General features: G+C 57.9%; 16 protein-coding genes and 3 tRNA genes. 11 read left to right on the top strand and 8 right to left on the bottom strand.

What is annotated here, in order from left to right; all coding sequences use genetic code 11:
- Nucleotides 1–32: 32 nt before the first annotated feature.
- Nucleotides 33–2414, bottom strand: coding sequence for a hypothetical protein (locus MUO32_RS26025; RefSeq protein WP_257951285.1), 2382 nt, complete (start codon nt 2412–2414; stop codon nt 33–35).
- A gap of 1010 nt (nt 2415–3424) precedes the next feature.
- Here MUO32_RS26025 and MUO32_RS26020 point away from each other — a divergent pair.
- The 4 genes from MUO32_RS26020 to MUO32_RS26005 all read left to right on the top strand — a co-directional run bounded on the left by MUO32_RS26020 (nt 3425) and on the right by MUO32_RS26005 (nt 6413).
- A complete protein-coding gene (locus MUO32_RS26020) occupies nt 3425–3871 on the top strand; it encodes a hypothetical protein (protein WP_257951284.1) in 447 nt (148 codons plus the stop codon).
- 379 nt (nt 3872–4250) lie between these two features.
- Nucleotides 4251–4913, top strand: a complete 663-nt coding sequence (locus MUO32_RS26015) for a hypothetical protein (RefSeq protein ID WP_257951283.1) — start codon at nt 4251–4253, stop codon at nt 4911–4913.
- Between the two features lie 124 nt (nt 4914–5037).
- Complete coding sequence (locus tag MUO32_RS26010; RefSeq protein ID WP_257951282.1) at nt 5038–5247, top strand: glycosyl hydrolase 108 family protein; 210 nt, start codon at nt 5038–5040, stop codon at nt 5245–5247.
- 614 nt (nt 5248–5861) lie between these two features.
- A complete protein-coding gene (locus tag MUO32_RS26005) occupies nt 5862–6413 on the top strand; it encodes a hypothetical protein (protein ID WP_257951281.1) in 552 nt (183 codons plus the stop codon).
- 163 nt (nt 6414–6576) lie between these two features.
- Here the strand turns inward: MUO32_RS26005 and MUO32_RS26000 are convergent, their stop codons facing one another.
- A complete protein-coding gene (locus MUO32_RS26000) occupies nt 6577–6885 on the bottom strand; it encodes a hypothetical protein (protein WP_257951280.1) in 309 nt (102 codons plus the stop codon).
- A gap of 723 nt (nt 6886–7608) precedes the next feature.
- Between MUO32_RS26000 and MUO32_RS25995 the strand changes: the two genes are divergently transcribed.
- Nucleotides 7609–7887, top strand: coding sequence for a hypothetical protein (locus MUO32_RS25995; RefSeq protein ID WP_257951279.1), 279 nt, complete (start codon nt 7609–7611; stop codon nt 7885–7887).
- Nucleotides 7888–8131: 244 nt separating this feature from the next.
- Here the strand turns inward: MUO32_RS25995 and MUO32_RS25990 are convergent, their stop codons facing one another.
- Nucleotides 8132–8470 carry a hypothetical protein gene (locus MUO32_RS25990; protein ID WP_257951278.1) on the bottom strand — a complete coding sequence of 113 codons (339 nt, stop codon included), beginning with the start codon at nt 8468–8470 and terminating at the stop codon, nt 8132–8134.
- 223 nt (nt 8471–8693) lie between these two features.
- Between MUO32_RS25990 and MUO32_RS25985 the strand changes: the two genes are divergently transcribed.
- Nucleotides 8694–9512 carry a hypothetical protein gene (locus MUO32_RS25985; protein ID WP_257951277.1) on the top strand — a complete coding sequence of 273 codons (819 nt, stop codon included), beginning with the start codon at nt 8694–8696 and terminating at the stop codon, nt 9510–9512.
- Between the two features lie 15 nt (nt 9513–9527).
- Here MUO32_RS25985 and MUO32_RS25980 read toward each other — a convergent pair whose 3' ends face one another.
- The 5 genes from MUO32_RS25980 to MUO32_RS25960 form a co-directional block, all read right to left on the bottom strand.
- Entirely contained in the window at nt 9528–10622 is a 1095-nt protein-coding gene (locus tag MUO32_RS25980) for a hypothetical protein (RefSeq protein ID WP_257951276.1), read from the bottom strand.
- 105 nt (nt 10623–10727) lie between these two features.
- Nucleotides 10728–11333, bottom strand: a complete 606-nt coding sequence (locus tag MUO32_RS25975; protein ID WP_257951275.1) for a hypothetical protein — start codon at nt 11331–11333, stop codon at nt 10728–10730.
- 664 nt (nt 11334–11997) lie between these two features.
- Nucleotides 11998–12074: transfer RNA gene (locus MUO32_RS25970), tRNA-Pro, on the bottom strand.
- A gap of 92 nt (nt 12075–12166) precedes the next feature.
- A complete protein-coding gene (locus MUO32_RS25965; protein ID WP_257951274.1) occupies nt 12167–12664 on the bottom strand; it encodes a DUF192 domain-containing protein in 498 nt (165 codons plus the stop codon).
- Entirely contained in the window at nt 12664–13242 is a 579-nt protein-coding gene (locus MUO32_RS25960; protein ID WP_257951273.1) for a cold-shock protein, read from the bottom strand. The genes MUO32_RS25965 and MUO32_RS25960 overlap by 1 nt, the downstream gene beginning before the upstream one ends.
- A 195-nt stretch (nt 13243–13437) precedes the next feature.
- On the opposite strand from MUO32_RS25960, the gene gloA reads away from it, so the two are divergent.
- The 5 genes from gloA (at nt 13438) to MUO32_RS25935 (ending at nt 17202) form a co-directional block, all read left to right on the top strand.
- Complete coding sequence (gloA, locus tag MUO32_RS25955; RefSeq protein WP_257951272.1) at nt 13438–13878, top strand: lactoylglutathione lyase; 441 nt, start codon at nt 13438–13440, stop codon at nt 13876–13878.
- 345 nt (nt 13879–14223) lie between these two features.
- The gene (locus MUO32_RS25950) at nt 14224–15555 is read left to right on the top strand and encodes a YcbK family protein (RefSeq protein WP_257951414.1); all 1332 of its coding nucleotides are present in this window, start codon (nt 14224–14226) and stop codon (nt 15553–15555) included.
- 141 nt (nt 15556–15696) lie between these two features.
- Nucleotides 15697–15771 (top strand) — tRNA-Glu (locus MUO32_RS25945).
- A 134-nt stretch (nt 15772–15905) separates the two neighbouring features.
- Nucleotides 15906–15980 (top strand) — tRNA-Glu (locus MUO32_RS25940).
- Between the two features lie 400 nt (nt 15981–16380).
- Nucleotides 16381–17202 (top strand): Hint domain-containing protein, encoded by an 822-nt coding sequence (locus MUO32_RS25935; RefSeq protein ID WP_257951271.1) that lies wholly within the window; start codon nt 16381–16383, stop codon nt 17200–17202.
- The last annotated feature ends 422 nt before the right edge of the window (nt 17203–17624 follow it).

Raw genomic sequence — 17624 nt, 5'->3', positions numbered from 1 at the left:
TTCCCCTTCGTTGTCGCGGTTCGTACGCGCGATCACAGATTCCAGCCAGTGGGCAATTTCGATCTCAATGACGACCAACCTTCCGATACCTTTTTACCCACTGCCGTAGTTTTCGAAGGCTCCGACCCGAGAACCTCGAGAAGCCCCGTCAACTCTGTCTCGACGGCAAGGGGGTGAACCTTGGCCGCATCCATGGCAGCTAGGCAAGCTCGTGCCTTCGCTGGCTGGCTGAGCGTCGGAATTGTCGTCTCGATATCGTACGTGACTTCACGGAGAGACACGATGTCGTCCGCGAAGCGCGCGTCGATCCAGTCGTTGATCTCGGGAAGCGTGCCGGGAACGGCGGATTTCTTCGCCTCCAGCATCGCGATCTTGGCCTGAACAGCCGCCAGAAGCGCGGTACGGAACCGCTCGATGGATGCGTCGAGGTCGGCAAGCCATTCGGAAGACAGCAGTCGCGTCGCCTGCTCTCTCGTCCAGCCCGCGCCGACCAGTGCACTTACACCACCGACACCACTCAGGACCAGCGCCCCGGCCGGGCCAAAAGCCATCAGGCCGATAGCCTTGCCAGACAGCGCGCCAATAGCCGAAAGTCCACCTTTGACGCTGGCATCCATCACGACCGTAAATGGCAGGTCCGACAGGGGCATGCGGCCACGCCAGACGCTGTGGAGGTTTCGCGCCGAGGAAACTGCCATGGCGAAGAACGGAACGTTCAGGTCACCCAACGCCTCGGCGGCTCCGAGGGAGGTGGTCATGACGAGGTCGGCGACCTCGCGATCAAATCCATCGACATAGAAGACGAGTTTCGTCCATTCTTCTCCGCTGTTGATCACCGCCTCCGCCAATTCGGCATTGGCGTACACAGGCATGTCGGGATATTTGGCGAAATGCGCTCGCAAGCCGTCTAGGCCCTGTAGGCATTTAACCTGAAACGGGACACCGTCTACGAGGAGATCAAAACCCGCGTTGTTCGAAGTCTCTGGAAAACTGACCACGTGGCCGGCTTCGGAAAGACGGGCGGCCACCAACTGTTCGGAAACATAACCGCGCAGATTATTGCCTACGCCCGCCGCTGCTGCCTCGCTCATCGATCCGACACGTTCGGCAAACACACCGAACTTAAAGATGTCTCCGAGGTCTTCCGATCGCGAGAAGTCGGCCGCGGCGAGAACTATCGGATCGATGGACACCGCGTTGTAGAGCACGTCACCTGCAGACAGAGCCGTTACAGCAGCCATTTCCAGCGCATCGCCGCGGCTCTTCGAGAATACGCCCGCAAGCAGGTCGCTTTGCCGCTCGGAGACGAGCGCTCCGGTCCTCAGATCGCCGAATGCATTTGGCAAACGTCCGCCCGTTGTCTTTGCGATGGCCGCGTTGCGAAGCATGGTTTCGGCCATAGTGGACGGGGATACCGACGCTAGGTCGGCTCTGGCCGCGGTTCGGAAATCGTTCAGTACGACCGCCAGACCGTCTCGTTCTGCCGACAGCCCGCGAAGGGACAACTGGACCGAGACGATAGCGGCGAGCTTGGCCGCCTGCCCGCCGTTTACGTAGTTGTTTGCCAGGTATCCGATGCCGATGACGGCCGGGATACTGAATAGCGGGTTCGCGAGCATGAAGAGCGTCGAAACCACGGCTGGTCCGCTCATGAAAGGGATAAACGCCGACGCCTGGGCAGCGAGGATGTAGGCGCTGAACCCGGCCAGGTTTACGCCCATGCCGATGGAGAACGCCGCGGTTCCGGTGGCGAGCACGGTAAAGGCTGCCCGATCTCCTGCCGTCAGGGCGTCCCGCATAGCGTCATCCCGCAGTTCTGGTGGCAGGCTTCGAATATGGTCACGGACGCGCTGGCCGAGCGCGCTTGCCAGTTCTTCCGGAATCTCACCGGATGTCGCTGCCTCGGCCACTGCCCTGGCGACGAGTTGCGCTTGATCGGCGACCAAGGACGCGAAATCCTGGTGGGGACGGCCGCGTAGCGTCTTCACTGTCTGCCAGGCTTTCTGGATGCCCGTCCGCGATGCATTCTCGCTGTCTTCGGGGACAGGCACGGACATCACCGACGATGCCTTGTATGCCACGCCCGCGCCAACCGAATTGGCCCTTCTCGACGACAGTGGAAGGGAAGCGTCGAGGTCAAGAGCCTCCGCGATCCTAACCCAAAGGCGAATCCTCAGCGCGCGGTCTGAGATATTGGACGCAAACAATTCGTCGGCAGCGAGTTTTAGACGGCGGGCGAAAGCCGTGGCATCTGACGACTCGGCATTCTTCTGAAAGCGGGACAACGTATCGCTGACGCGGTCCATCGACATGGACAACAGCGTTGTGGCCTCGAAGCTTGCGATGAGATTGCACAGTTCGCGGCGATCAAGCGCCCCGAGACCCGCGAAAATCGTCCATGGCGGTACGTACAATTCTTTCCCCCTCAAGCACCCGCATCTTGATGCCGGATTGCTTCCGGGCTGTCTAATGATTTCCCGAGTTGGCGCAGCCTAATCCAGTCTGAATGGGTCGCGTGTTCTCAGTTCTTCAGCTTCAAGGTCACAACCTTACTCTGTCCGCCTACACGCTCATCCCTCGAGTATGCCGGAAGCCTCTGCCGTATCGCTAAGCCAAGCGAAGGCCGTAATGTCTGGCATCGAAATCGGCTGCCTGTTTCAACAGGTGAGGCCCGAGCTGCACAAGGTGGGCTCTAGGCTCGGCCATGATCACCCGCCGACGCTTCCACTGCCTTGCGGAGCATCCCCAAGGCGGCCTTGTCCAGCTTTCCGCTTGCGGCGACGCCCCGCGGGGCCGCACCCTTGTCCGCCGCCGGCTTTATCTTCCTCGGCGTGAATGTTGACTTCTCGAAAGACGCTCGGCAACCCTCATTCACGACCTAGTACCAGACGGGGTATCAGTTCCCCAGTCATCCATGGGCTGCATCTATACGTTTGCGTGAGCCTAACCGAAAACGCTTCAAAACCATGGCGCAAAATTGATTGACGAACAGCGGTATGCGCACATCTCCCTTCACACGCTGGAAGCTAACTAAAGTTAACTTCGCATATCTCCCATGGATAAATTTCAAGCTGGCTACCGATAACATTCATTATCGGCACTTAGCTCGGAGACGTATCCCGAGCTCACCACAGGCTGCTCGCTGGCAAAACGCTTCTCCTCGATACCATGATTTCAACCCTCGCTGATCGCGGGGATTAGCTGGCGGACCTGTGGATTCGACCGCATGATTAAATAGCTGACAGACGCATTGCCGGACAGTTTACCACATCCGTTTACATAACATTTCCAGATACTTCGTATGTAAAAGAGGTCGAAACTAACTGAGGAGTCTTGTGTGGCTGATCATCTCTCAAAGCTTATAGGTGCGACCCTGTAAGCTTATGTCCCGGTTTTCGCACCGATCCGGGCTGGAGAACTTGGCATGGCCAAGCCGACTACCTACCGCATCCCTGAACATGACATCGCGGCGGCCTTCACCGCGATTGCCAAGTTCAAGGATGAACTCCTTTCTGGCACGGCGTCGCCTGTCTTGAAAATCAATGACCCCGTCGTTGTTTTCACGGCCGATGAAATCGTCGCTGGACCGCGTGCGAAACTTGCGAAGTATTTCGCAAAAAATCCGCACACGTATATGGAGATCGATCCGGACGATGGTCTCGACTATCACGATCTGCTCGACATTTTCTTCTGCGATCCTTTCGCTGAAGAAATGCAGAAGTCGATGGGGCTGACCATGGTGGTTCTGCGCGAAGCGCAGGCAGCACTAGCCAACTCCGAACTGGCCGCGTTCAAGTTGGTACAGGAAGCAGAGCGCAAGTTTGTTTTGCCGATGCTGTTGAAGGCAATGGCGTACACCGCCAATCGCTAGATCGAGGTTCCGACACAGGACCCCGGAGGCAACTCCGGGGTCTTTTCATAAACAACCGCGGGTTAGCTCTCCCGGGAGTGCAGCCCTATTGCAACGCTATACTTTCACATCGATGATATATTCGTGAGGGCAATAACGTTCCTCAGATGTCGTGATGTCCAAGAAATGTCCAAATTACGCAAGACGGCCCAATTTCATTTTCAGAATCTCTTGAAAGGACACGCGTTTTTCCACGTATGTCTGGTGAATAAAAGTACTGCCAAAAAATCTTCAAAATATAATACCTGCAAAAATTAATTTCATACTTTCCGGAATTATCTTGTGCACCTCGCCACCTAAGGCAATAGTATAATTATATAAGATGTCCGGGGAGACGAAAATGGAATTTAATACTTGGTACGAAAACGCCGACATATCAGTCAAGCGCAATGGCGTATGGTACGACGAAGAAACTGGCATAGCCTTCATTTCAGATACCGACGCCCTGGAAAAGGCAGAGCAGCGTGCCGCGACCGAGATGGCAGCCGATGCCCGTAAGGCCGCCAAGATGCTCGGCGGTAAGGCGTTGCAGGGCGGGTCCGGCAAACAGAAGAAATGGGCCGAGGAACTTCGTGCAGGGGTAATCGCGAAACTGACGTCGGAAACGGCTGAGAAAGTCCTGAAGCAGTTCCAGTTCCGCGACACGAAATGGTGGATCGACAACCGGGCATCGTTCTCGATCACGCGAAAGGCAATCTGGCCAAACACTGGCAACGTCACGACTTTCAGCCCGACTGAGCAAATGGAATCGGCATTCCAGAAGCACTTCGACAGGCCTCGGATCGTGGCATTCCAGAAGCCGCTGCGCGATGTGCTTCAGACCTTCGAACGTCGGGTCTCGTCGCTGGCGGCTCATCCGTTCGAGCGTAGGATCGTACTCCCGTCCGATAGCGTCCTGATCGACGAATGCAAGAAAGTCCTTGCGACAGACTGCACCGAGATGAAGGTTTTCGACGGTCTGATGACGCGCCTCGTTGCCAGAGCTGAAGCTCTGGGAATCTGAGGATATTATGGACGAAGCCGGATCACGGTTCAGAAGGTGGCCTTTGCGCCACCTTTTTCCTTTCCGTTGGGTCTCAAGCGCCGTCCAGCCCTGACAATCGAGGTATTCCAGTGAGTACCTCGCAATGGTCGCATCGACCTATCCGTCCGCCATGAAGCACCACCGCCGCGATGAAGGCGGTCACGTCAACCACCCGAAGTACCCCGGTGACGCGACCAACTTCGGCATCACCCAGTCGGTGTACGAGACCTTCCGGAAGCGCAGTGGACTTCCGATCCGATTCGTCAAGCCTATCTCCGAAGATGAGGTCTCGACGATTCACATGACGCTGTAGGCCGAGAAGGTCAGCTATGACGACCTCCCTGCGGGCGTGGATTACGCGACCTTCGACGGTGCGGTGAACTCAAGCGTCTCCCGTGGTGGGAAATAGCTCCAGGCGTCCGTCGGTACCGACGGTGCTGTCGGCAACCTGATCCGTCCCACGAGGGCTGAGGTCTTGACGATGTCCGCGAAAGCGAAACGAGACGTCGTGACCCATAACGCCTGAGATGAAGAGCGTGGATGCTGGAAGCCATAATTTCCGCCGGCGGTCTTGATGCGCGCATGTGCCGACCGCATCATGATTATAGCAGACGAGGTTCTTGGTCTCCCCAGTCCACGCCGCGTAAGCTGAAAATGTCCATCGACTAGGCCCGGGGGTTTAACTCGGGCCTTTCTTTTTGCTGCCGACGTAGAAAAGTTGCCACTTAGGCTCCCCTGTCCATCTCCTGAACGACATCCCTGCGAAACCGTTAAGCATTGATGTGTTTCGAAGCCACAGTGTTCACTAATTTTGCGGCACTTCAAAAATATTGTTCGATCTATACATCGATATATACGACATGCCGACGGGATTTGTTTTTGCAATAACTTAGTACAGCATCCCTGTAGGCACATAGGGAGACCACAATGCTGAAAACAATATCCGCCGCACTCGCCGCCGCTGCGAGCAAGATCATTGGATCGATACCGACCATCGGAAAGTGGTTCGACGACATCGTGTCGATGCCGCTCCGGACGCTTTTCAGCGGCGGTCGCGAGGCACCGTCTTACACACCCGATATTCCAGCGTCTGATTACGTCGATGTCCTGAAGAATGCTCGCGAGGCCGCGACATCACAGGCGACGAAATTCGACCGGAACATCATGGAATCTATCCTCGAGTACTGCCGCGCGCACCCCGACATTCGAGCGACTATGAAGCTACCCACCAACCTCGATCCTCGAATTCAGGCACGGCTACTGACGATGAATGACGCCGCTCTGCGAGCGCTGGCAAGAGGCGGCGCGAGCCAGCTGAAGAGGTTCCTCGAAGGCATTCCAAGTGACCAAATCAAGCTTGTCGCCGCGAACGACGGCGTGCCTACGATGTCGCCCCGCGACCACGTACTCTGGAAAGTGCGCGCGAATGCGGAGAAGGATGCCGAGCCTTTCGTTCCATTGAGAGCGATGAGCCTCTAACGATAAAGGCCGCTTCAGTTGGCGGCCTTTTGCTTTGTATTGTCTACGACGAGACGAGGTCGAGGCATCAACTTGAGCCATTGAGCGTGGCACTCGGGATGCTCGTATGCGAGGTCTCCAAACTCCCGACGAAGCCACTGCCATTCGCGATCCGTGACGTCGCTCATGCGCGCCCTACCAAACCGTTGATGACCGCTTGGCGCTGAGCGCATGCCGTTCGAAGACCAGCGACCTCCGCCTCGAGTTCCGCAATCAGTTCGACAGCAACACGGGCGACGTTCTCGATTTCACGGGCATGCGTAGATGCTGCATAGAGCGCGTCATGATAGCGGCGCTGATAGCGAGCCTCAGCCACGGCATCCAGAGCGTCAGATACGCCGCGCGCAAGGCACATCGCGCCGCCAGCGATCACCATCATCCCGGCCGCGTTACCCATCGCCACGGTGTGAGCGGGAGAGCCAAAATTCGCCATATGCCTGCCTCCGTCGTCGTTGTCGGAGGGTGTTGTGCCGGGCTCCAAGGACTCCGGCAAGTCGACACCAGTGATTTTGGCGATCGAAGAGTTAACGGAGCTCATTTAAGGGTGCTACGGCATCGTTGTGGAAGGAGATATCATGAGACGCCCTTTGCTCGTTCAGCTTTGGCTATCCGGTCTACAGGACAGCGACGGGGTCCGCCGTCATCATATCATGCGGACCTATGCTCACGAGCCTGCAACTGTTCGAGAGATGCTCGCGGAGCTAGATGAAAAGCGCGAGCGGGAGGCCCCCGTTAAGACCGCGTACGTGCTTGCGGTGTTGACGGTCGTCTTTCCGATTAGCCTGCTCGCGTGGTTAGTCACGCGGTAGTCGGCCCAGGATGACTTTGTTGCCCGCTGTGTTTCCGCAGGCACGACAGCGAAGGCGGGTGGCGACCTCGGATAGAATGATACTCGAGCGCCCGCGCTGGAGTTCCCAGCGATCCAGCCAGGCCTCTCGCTCGCACTTGGCGCAGCGGCCGCCGATGCATTCCCATTGCATCATACGTGTGACGTCGGCCATCACGTCCATGGCCTCGCCGACGTAGGTCGGCTGCCCGCAGTCCTTCCGTCCACCGGTCAAATCGATGCCTTTTCGGTGTTTCATTTGTTCATGTTTAGTTCTTGTTTTTGCCGTGAGTCAACCGTGCTACGTTCGCGCATTGCGGGAGGACTGCCGTGAAGAAACCGAAGCCTGCGAAGCCGAAGCGGAAGAAAAAATTCAAGACCAAGGGGCCGGATTCGAAGTATGCGAAGCCGTTCAACCCGGAGGGATATCGCATCCTGACGACGGGACTTCGCGGTAAGCTGAAAGATGCCCGCATTCTCGAGGATCAGACCGCCGATATCTCGCAGTACGAGGATGATCGCGAGCCACAGGTTCCAGGTAAGACGATCCGGAATCCATTCAAAGCGTATCCGTGGCGGTCGACGCCATTCAACACTGCAAAAGGTTAGAATGTCATACGAGACCGACGTTGACGATATCGTAGCGGTCCAAGCTGGCTTGGCCGATTTCTGGAGCAATTCTCACGGATGGGCACCTGATGACGGAGCCGCGCTCCTTGCGTCTGCCCGCCTAGACTGGACGCCCTCTCTTGCCCGCTCCCTTAGCCGTTGGGCGGAGCCAGTAGAATTGCCCGATGGCGACCTCATCCTAGCATGGGCTAACCTTGGCAGCATACTCGAAAGCTCGCTTCGGCTATTCCTCGGCGTCTACATCACGGATTACAGGAATTCGAGGGAGGACCTCGAAGCTATCAATGCCATCGAGCAGAAGGGTGCCAATCAGGGCCAACCTTATCCGCCGAGTAGCATCCAGTTCGAAAAAATCAGGCAACTGATGAGCAGAAGAGAAATCTTTCCGGCAGATGACCTCACTTTCGTTGGCCTTATCCAGGCTCGGCGCAATGCAATACACGCCTTCAACAACAGGGAGATCGGCAGCGCCTCCGAGTTTCGCTCGGCGGTTGCGACCTATCGGGTCTTCATCGCCGATCTCGCGACGCGTCTTCCATATCCCCAGGGATTCGGCTTCCATTGGCTTGATCGCGCTGGATCAATTCGGTTGGGCCGCTCGTAACCTTCTTCCCGAACTCCCCTGAGGTATCTCTTTGGATAAGCTTCTCCGCAATGCCATCGACTCAATCGAGATTGGCGTCGAAGACTTCCAGTCGAATGACGAACGACGTGCGCTATCCGCCGTCCGTAACGTCTACGCAGGCGTCCTTCTACTCTGTAAAGCTGTGTTATGGCGTCATTCCATGGATACCGACGGCTCCCTAATCTACACAAAGGTCGAGCCGAGAAAGCTTCCTAGCGGAAAAATTGAATGGCAGCCGAATAAGAATAAAACCGTTGAGGTCCAAGATATTAAGTCGCGCTATAAGCTATTGGGCCTCACGCTCGACTGGGCAAAGCTGGACGAGTTGAGCAGACATAGGAACACGATCGAACACTACTACCTTTCAACGCCCGCCTCGGCCGTAAAAGGGGTCCTCGCGAACGCAATGCCACTTATCAACACGATCATGCGCGACCAGTTGCAGACAGTTCCGGAGCATGAGTTCCGAACAGAGTGCTGGAAGGTTCTACTCGACAACGCGGAGATTCAGGCAGAGATCGCCCGTGAATGCGAAGAGACCTTCTCTAAGCTGGAGTGGCCATCTACAGAGGTGGAGTTCCCGATCAAGCACCTGGCCTGTCCCGGTTGCGGATCAGGCCTGATCAGGCAGCAGGACCCTGACAATACCAAGCCATGCGAAATAGAGTTCGCCTGCCGTTCATGCGGTGACGATCAATTCGATAGCGGAGACTGCATGGAGGCGGCATTGGACGAGGAAGCCGCGGCCCTCTTTTACATCGCGATGACCGATGGTGGGGAGCCCCCGCTTGCCTCCTGTTACGAGTGCGGCAGGAACACTTACATCGTTGATGCAGGCGAGTGCGTGGCGTGCGACGCCGCAGCTCCAGGAGACTGCCTCGTCTGCGGCGAAGGCATCAACATCCACGACTATAATCCAGACCACCCTGGCCTGTGCGGCTATCACGCCAACCAAGCCGAGCGTGCCGCGAGAGACTGACAAAGTAGCCGACGCCTAGTGGCGTCGGCCGTCTATCGTCGGCGCATCAATCGACGGCAAGTGTGACGTCCGCAACTCTTCAGGGATCGGGAGCCCGTTGAACTCCTTGTGGCCGCGGATGGAGATCGTGCCGCCTTTGCGCTCGAACTCGAATTCGACGGGCGAGCGTTCGTCTGCTGCCCACTGTCTGAACCGGTTGACGTTCACCTGACCCAGGAACCGCAGCTCGTGCGCCAGCGCATCGTGGACGCTTTGCATTGACACCAAGATGCGCCGGAGTTCCTTAGCGACAGCCGTGCGCTCCATAGGAGGCATCTGCTGCACAATGGACTCGTTGACATGGCCGACCTTGCGGAGGTCGTCCGCGAGCTTCTCAAGGATCGGGCTAAGCGCCTTGCGATCAGGATTCAGCGCCTTGTATCCCTCGAGCTGGAAAAGAACGGTGTCAATGCGTTCTGTCACCTCTTCCGGCTCTCCGTCGGCTCCAACTTTGACCGTCTTGAACTTTTCCGTCACGCGCAACATGCCGTCCCGGATATTGCGCCAGAGCTTGACCTGCAACGACACCTCGATGCGGTTCTGGATACCAGGGAAGAATGTGTCCGCTTGCTTCGCGACCTTCAGCATTTCGTCTGTCGCCGACCGCCACTGCCCCAGCTTGTCCGCACACCGAAGGATATACTCGAGTTCGCTTTTTTCCCTCTCGCGTCGCCTGAGGTCAGCAATGGCGTTTTCGTGTCCTTCTTGGTTGAGGGAGCCGAAGCAGTCTGGTCCGATGAGCCTGATTGCTTTCTCGTCCGGGAAGTAAGCGATAAGTCCTCCGTCACGTCCGAACTTGCGGTGATCTGGAGAACAGCAAGGGCACGGAGCCCAGTTCTTGGATTCCACCTGTCCTTTGCGAAGGTAAAATCGGCCGACATAGTTCGGGGGGGTTCCGCTCTTCGGCGGCGGAGTGTGGCTGTGGCCGTGCCACATCCACGGATCATGTCCGGCTTCGATGAAGGCTTTAACTTCTTCAGTAACCTCATCACTGGGACAGGTATCAAAAATGGGTTTGTTGATCTTCGCTGTTTCAGGAACCTGTACGTAGTTCGCAGAAAGCTTCGACAATGGCGAATCACTCGGTTGTTGACGATTGCTCTACTTATCAGGTTTCGCTTTTGTTCACGAGTCTCAACCCACGCTATACCCAGATTTCCACATACTCGCTGTGATTCAGTCGTTCCATCTAGCCAGGAAATCGACATCGGCGCGGTATCCCCAATTCGCGGTGTCGCATGTGCATCCCGGGAATGGAAAGATCGTCGCCTCATCGATAGGGATCGTCTTCCCATCCATCGGACCGCAGATGGCGCAGTGCATGTTCAGGACGTCGTATTTCATCCCCTTGAAGACCTTGTCACCGACGAGACCCGCCGCCTTCGTCGACTGGATTGTCTGATATCGCTGGAACGTGAACGTGGCGCGCAGCAGCACCGTCTCATGTGCCTTGAGCGGACATTCGAGGCCTGCCTCCGTCAGATCGTGGAAAGCCTGGCGAGAGAGAAATGCGTTCGACCGCACGCCGATAGCTTTCTTTTCGTCTTTCGAGAGCTGCTCGCCTCTTCGGTATTCGGTGAGCGTCTGGCGCGGGTGGATTTCCATTTCGTCGGCTAGGAACCCGACAATCGTGTCTTCGGCCTCGGCTTTGATGAGACCGAGCGCCGATATCGCCTCCCGAACCGCCTGACGCTTGATGTCGGCCGCCGTCGGGATCGGGTCGGCAGGTTTCGGTTCCGGCGTCGGAGCCGCTGCTGACTTCTTCTTGCCGAACGGCCACATGTGTCCCCCACGCCAGCTCGCCGCCGGCTATTTCACGATGCTTCGCTGTCTGTCAGGATAATCGTGTGATGGCCGTAGCTCAACGGTAGAGCAGCCAACGGCCAGATGTGCCGCAGGTAGTCGGTTCGAATCCTTCCTGCCATCACAGAGCGGCTGCGGTCGCAGCGGGCTTCGGCCCTAACGTCTATCCGCCTGCGGGCGGGGCCAGAGGCGGCTCGTGCATGGTGGCCTCGGTAGTCGCGCACTACCTGGAACCGGGATTACCCGCTGATGTATGTCGGCGGTTTGACGATCCTCTCGAGCCGCCCAACGCGCTGATGTAGCTCAGCTGGATAGAGCGCCAGCTACTTTTTCCGGGCGTCCTTCTGGAGCCGCGTCGCGTATTCCAGAAGCTCGATCTCGGTCATACCGTGGCTTCAGGAAAACGGCCCTCGGCCGCGATCACGGACGTCGCTGTCTTGAATCGCTCGCGGGCTTCCGTGGCTCTGATCTGGCGCTCTTCGTCGGTCATCTCGGCAATGTCCCGGATACGTGACCGTAGCGCAACCGTCGAGCGCCACCGATTCCGAGGTGGCGCAAACCGTATCGGTGGCGGTTTCGGTGGCGGTAATTTTGGGAAGCGACTGTGTCTTGCCGTTTTATCGAACCTTTTCAAGTGGTTCGATGGTCGGAGTGGAGAGATTCGAACTCCCGACCCTCTGGTCCCAAACCAGATGCGCTACCAGACTGCGCTACACTCCGTCCGTCCCGGCGATGGGGAGATACACGCATCCGCCCGTCGCCGCAACAGCAAATGGCAGGTTTTCCCTGACCTTTGAAAGGTTTTGATCGCGTTACTGCGCCTTGCGCAGCTTATCCATCAATTCGTTCTGCACGCGGTTGCCCGCACGGATGCCGAGGCGCTTCACCGTGCCGCCGTTCAGCTCAAGCACATAGTCGACCGGCCCTTGCGAATCGATGATCGCCTCGGAAAGCGGCTCGGCGCTCTCCTTGATCGCGCGCACCTTGCCGTCCTTGGCGATGAACAGCATGTCGAGAGGAATATAGGTGTTCTTCATCCACATGAAGACCTGTCGCGTCTCGCCGAAAGCGAAAAGCATGCCCTTGTCGTCGGCCATCGCCCGACGGTTCATCAGGCCCTGCTCGCGCTGGCGCGGCGTCACGGCAAGCTCCACCGTGAAGGCATGGCTCTTGCCGCCCTTGGTGACGATGGTCAGCGGCTGCGTGTCGAATTTTTCATCCGCAAGGGCGCTGCCAGACAAACATAGAAAAAGCGCCAGAAAGGCTCCTGCCAGGCGCGCGATACCGAAATCCCGCGCGAAAAGCCGCATCAGTGCGCTCTGTTGCCGGGCAGCGGCATGTCGGGGTGGATTTCGGCGGCCATGAGGCCCTTGTCCCCATCGCCGAAGCGTACCAGCACAACCTGCCCCGGGCGAAGCTCCGTCAGGCCGAAACGGCGCAACGTTTCCATATGGATGAAGATGTCTTCGGTGCCCTCGCCGCGCGTCAGGAAGCCGAAGCCCTTGGTGCGGTTGAACCACTTGACGAGGACCCGCTCCAGCCCGCTGGAGGGCGTCACCTGCACATGCGTCTTCACCGGCGGCATCTGCGAAGGATGCACGGCTGTCGACTGGTCCATGGAAAGAATGCGGAAGGCCTGATAGCCGCGGTCACGCTTCTGGATGATCGCGACGACGCGCGTTCCCTCCAGAACCGTCTGGTAGCCGTCGCGGCGCAGGCAGGTGACGTGCACCAGCACATCCTGCATGCCATTGTCCGGAACGATGAAGCCGAACCCCTTGGCGACGTCGAACCACTTGATGACGCCGGTGATCTCGATCAGATCGACAGCGTCATTGCTCTGGTCATCACGCTCCGTGATTTCCTTTGAAGACACCCTGTCCACCATGACCTACCAGCCCCTCGATTACGCGTCACATGAGTTACGGTTAACTGATTCTTGAGGATCAGAATAACATTGTCCCGATGCGGATGCGCAAGCCCCTTTGAAAGTTTTGCTGGCTCCATTGGTAGGCCGCAAGGCTTGCCTCAAGCTGACAAAAACCTCATCTTTCCAGCGATTCCACATTTCGAGGATATTCCAATGCGTTATCTCCACACGATGGTCCGCGTCAAAGACGTCGACAAGTCGCTGCATTTCTACTCGACGCTTTTCGGGCTCGAGGAAGTGCGTCGTTATGAGAACGAAAAAGGCCGATTCACACTGATTTTCCTCGCGGCCGCCGAAGATGTCGCGACGGCGCGTGAAAACGCGGCTCCCTGCCTGGAGCTCACCTATAACTGGGATACCGAGGACTATGCCGGCGGCCGGAATTTCGGCCACCTCGCTTATGAAGTCGACGATATCTATGCTCTTTGCCAGAAGCTTATGGACAATGGCGTGACGATCAATCGCCCGCCGCGCGACGGCCACATGGCTTTCGTGCGCTCGCCCGATGGCATCTCCATCGAAATCCTCCAGAAGGGCGACAACCTGCCGCCGGCCGAGCCTTGGACCTCCATGGGCAATACCGGCGCCTGGTAACTCCCCTCGACGCAAGCCCCGGGCAAAGCTTGCACCTTATGTTCTACCCTACGAACCATCGTTTCGCCGTATTTGACCGGGAATTTCTTGCCTTTCCGGTCAATCGCCAGCGTGAGGGGGCGTTCTGGCCGTTTTGAGCCGGATGCTTCCCGTTCTGCGTTTCACGGCTTCGTTCGCTTCGGCCTTTACACAAGGAGCCGAAACGATAACATCGCGGCAACCGCAGTTCGGCCCCGGCACGTCCAAGGGCTTTGTCTTGCGGTTGCGACTGTTTGAAGAAATGGCCCGATCGGCGGCAAGACCGAGGGCCCAAACGTCGAAAGCGGGGGAAAGCCTTTGCAGGACATGCAAGGAAAGTGGCTCGGCCTGAAGACGCTGCGGTATGGATTGCTGCTGGCCGTTTCGGTTGCCACGCTCTCGGGCTGCGTTTCCGCAGTCTCCAACGATATGCGTGCGGATATGAAGCCTGCGCAGGAAAGCGACGAAACCGTCGCGGATGCCGGCACGGACGAGACCACGACGCCGGTCACGAAAGCCTCGGCCGCAAACGGCACGTCGCAAGACACCTATACGACCGCGAATGCCGGCAATGCTGGCGCCATGGACGCCCAGCAGGGCGGGACGGACGGCGACAGGGCGGGACTTGTCATGCAGTCGACCACGCTGAATGCCGGCCGCTCGAGCATCTATGGCAATGGAACGCAGGCAGTCGACACAAGCAACGCTTACTCCACGACGGGCGGCACCAATGCCGCCGTCAACAGTCTCTATGCCGGTGGCGCACAGGCCACCGACCAGTCGGGCCGCCTGCCCGTCGAGGACATGCCGCCGGTTGATTCGTCCGCACAGCAGCAACAGCCGCTTGAAACGCTCGGCGACGAGCAGTCCGTCGTGCTGCCGGACACGGTGCCGATCCCCAAGACAGCACGCATGGCGCTCGTCGACGAGGCGGCAACCGGCAACGCGGCGGACATTGCCCTTGCCGGGGAAGCGCAAGCCGGTGCGGCCATCGCCGAGCCGGAAACCATCGCCCAGGCAACGCTTGGCGAAACCCAGACCAAGACCCAGCCGCGCAAGACCCTGACGCTCGCCTCGTTGTTCAGCGGCAAGCGCGATGCCAAGACGCAGTTCGATGGTGAACGCTTCTCCGAAAAACCGCGCCGGGTTCTCAATCGTGATACCGCCGGCACGACGCAGAAGGCCTCGCTCGGCACCCTGCCCGGCGTTTCCACCGCAAGCTCGATGTTTTCGACGCATCATTCCGAGGCCGACGAGGTCGAGGACGATTCTCCCCAGTTCAAGGAGGTCGCCTCGCTGGCCGGTCTCGCGCGCCTGGCACCGAACGGGCTCTGGCTGCAGACCGAGAAGGTGAAGACGGGCTGTTTCAAGCCGGAACTGCTGCAGGTGCTGAAGACAATCGAGTCGCACTATGACAAGCCGATCATCGTCACGTCGGGCCTGCGCGACGTGAAGGCCAACCGCGCAAAGCAGTCGCTGCACACGCGCTGCGAAGCGGCAGACATTCAGATCGCGGGCGTCACGAAATGGGAATTGGCGGAGTATCTGCGCAGCATGCCGGACCGTGGCGGCGTCGGCACCTATTGCCATACCGAATCCGTTCATATCGATGTCGGCCCGGAACGCGACTGGAACTGGCGCTGCCGCAGGCGGAAATGACCCATTGAGCGCAAGCTCTTGGAAACGAGTGGTTTTCCGGTCTGGTGAAGCCGTGCGAAGGCGGCTTTTCATTTTTTTGTCACAAGCGCTTTTTCCCGCTTGCGGAAGGCAAAACGCCCTTCTATAAGACGCCCACCGCACGCGCCCTTCGTCTATCGGTTAGGACGCCAGGTTTTCATCCTGGAAAGAGGGGTTCGACTCCCCTAGGGCGTGCCACGGTTCCCTCCCCCTGAAATCGTTGTATCTCCGAACGGAAAACCACCGCGTTTCCGCCGTTGAAAAAGTTGCATCGAATGCGATTTTTCGTCTTGCGCATCTCTCCGGTCCCGACTAGAAGACGCCCACCGCACGCGCCCTTCGTCTATCGGTTAGGACGCCAGGTTTTCATCCTGGAAAGAGGGGTTCGACTCCCCTAGGGCGTGCCACTTCTCCTCAGCAAAATCAGTGCATTGAGCACGATGTGCCGAAATCCGCACGGTAAGCGCTACGCCGTGTTTGCAACTTTTCCCCCCAATCCATAAAATCTCTCGGGCGCGATGTCGTGCGATCTGTCCCTCAAGGACATGCGCCACTCGGGTGCTGCTCCGCACCTGCTAGCCAGTGATGAACGCCTACATCTTTGGTGCTAGAAACGGCGAGGCTTACGCCATCTGCCCTAGGCTCTTCCATCAAATAACATGTGTCTCTCCCCTTTCAGATGACCCTGCACCTCAGATTTCGCGTGGGACAATTGGAGCAACTCTCAATTCTTCTCAATCGCCAGTTCGCGCAAACTGCGGTCTATTTGAGCTGCACATATAAGAGCTCACGGCACAGGAGGCGGCCATGTCGTTAGATCCAAAGACTGACATGCGGTTCAATCGAGCAAGACGCCACTTTCTGGGTCTGTCCGCAGCCACAGGTGCCCGTCTTGCAGCCATGAGTACCCTGGCGGCCACGTTGCTTCCCTCGTCTGCCCAGGCGCTAGGGCGGAAGTGGTGGAAGGGAGACGGAGGAGGCAATGGCGGTATGTGCTTCCTGGCCGGAACTTTGATTCGCACGGTTGCCGGCGAAGTATGCATAGAAAACCTTCGCATCGGCGATCTGGTCGAAACGGTGAGTGGCGAGGCCAAGCCCATCAAATGGATCGGATACCACACCTTCCGGCGCGGAACCCGTCACTGGAGCAAAACCGCGATGCCGGTTCGCATCGCCCGCCATGCCCTTGACGAAAAAACGCCGCATCGGGATCTCTATGTGTCACGGGGTCATGCGCTGTATATCGATGGCGTCCTGATCCAGGCGGCCGATCTCATCAACGGAACCTCGATCACCCAGGCGGTGCCGGAAGATGTCAAAACGCTCGACTACTTCCATATCGCCTTCGAGGCTCACGAGAGCATTTTTGCCGAAGGCGCCGCAGCCGAATCGCTGCTGCTCAAGGATGACAATCACGAGATATTCGCGAATTTCGCCGAATACTCCCGCCTTTATCCGAACGATCCGCACCCGGCCATGACCCCGTTCGCACCAACCGTCGCCTACGGCGGACGTGAGCACCTGAAGGCGTTGATCCGTTTGGTTCTACCGCGATTTGCTCCAACGCGCGTACCTGCGCAACGTCTCTATGAGAGGGCCGCTGAACGCGCAGCGAATTCGGCGGCATAGATAGCCTTCATAGCGATTCCACAGCGAATGCCGCCGCGCATATACGTGCACGGCGGTCAAAGCGTGTGTTCAAGATTCGACGACGAAAGCTCATTACTCAAAGACATCGCGTTGCTGTTTGCTGGTCCATTCTTTCATGAAATTCACTTGGCTCGTTCGCTCGCGCCCGTCGAGGCCACCGCGCCGTGCTGGTTCGCCATCGGTCTAAACCTCTTCCTCTCGTCGAGTTTAGTGAGACGGCTTCAGGCCGTGTTTTTCTCAACGTGTTGCTGCGCGAGAAAATACGCGCGCATCCAAGCGGAAAAACATAGAAAATCCTGCATTTAGGACTTGCACGAATCCATCCGCCCCACTAGAAAACGCCCACCGCACGCGCCCTTCGTCTATCGGTTAGGACGCCAGGTTTTCATCCTGGAAAGAGG

It is taken from the genome of Shinella sp. CPCC 101442 (assembly GCF_024704725.1).
Lineage (GTDB): Bacteria > Pseudomonadota > Alphaproteobacteria > Rhizobiales > Rhizobiaceae > Shinella.
The sequence above is the reverse complement of the archived record's forward strand: the minus strand, read 5'-3'. Positions and strand labels throughout refer to the sequence as shown.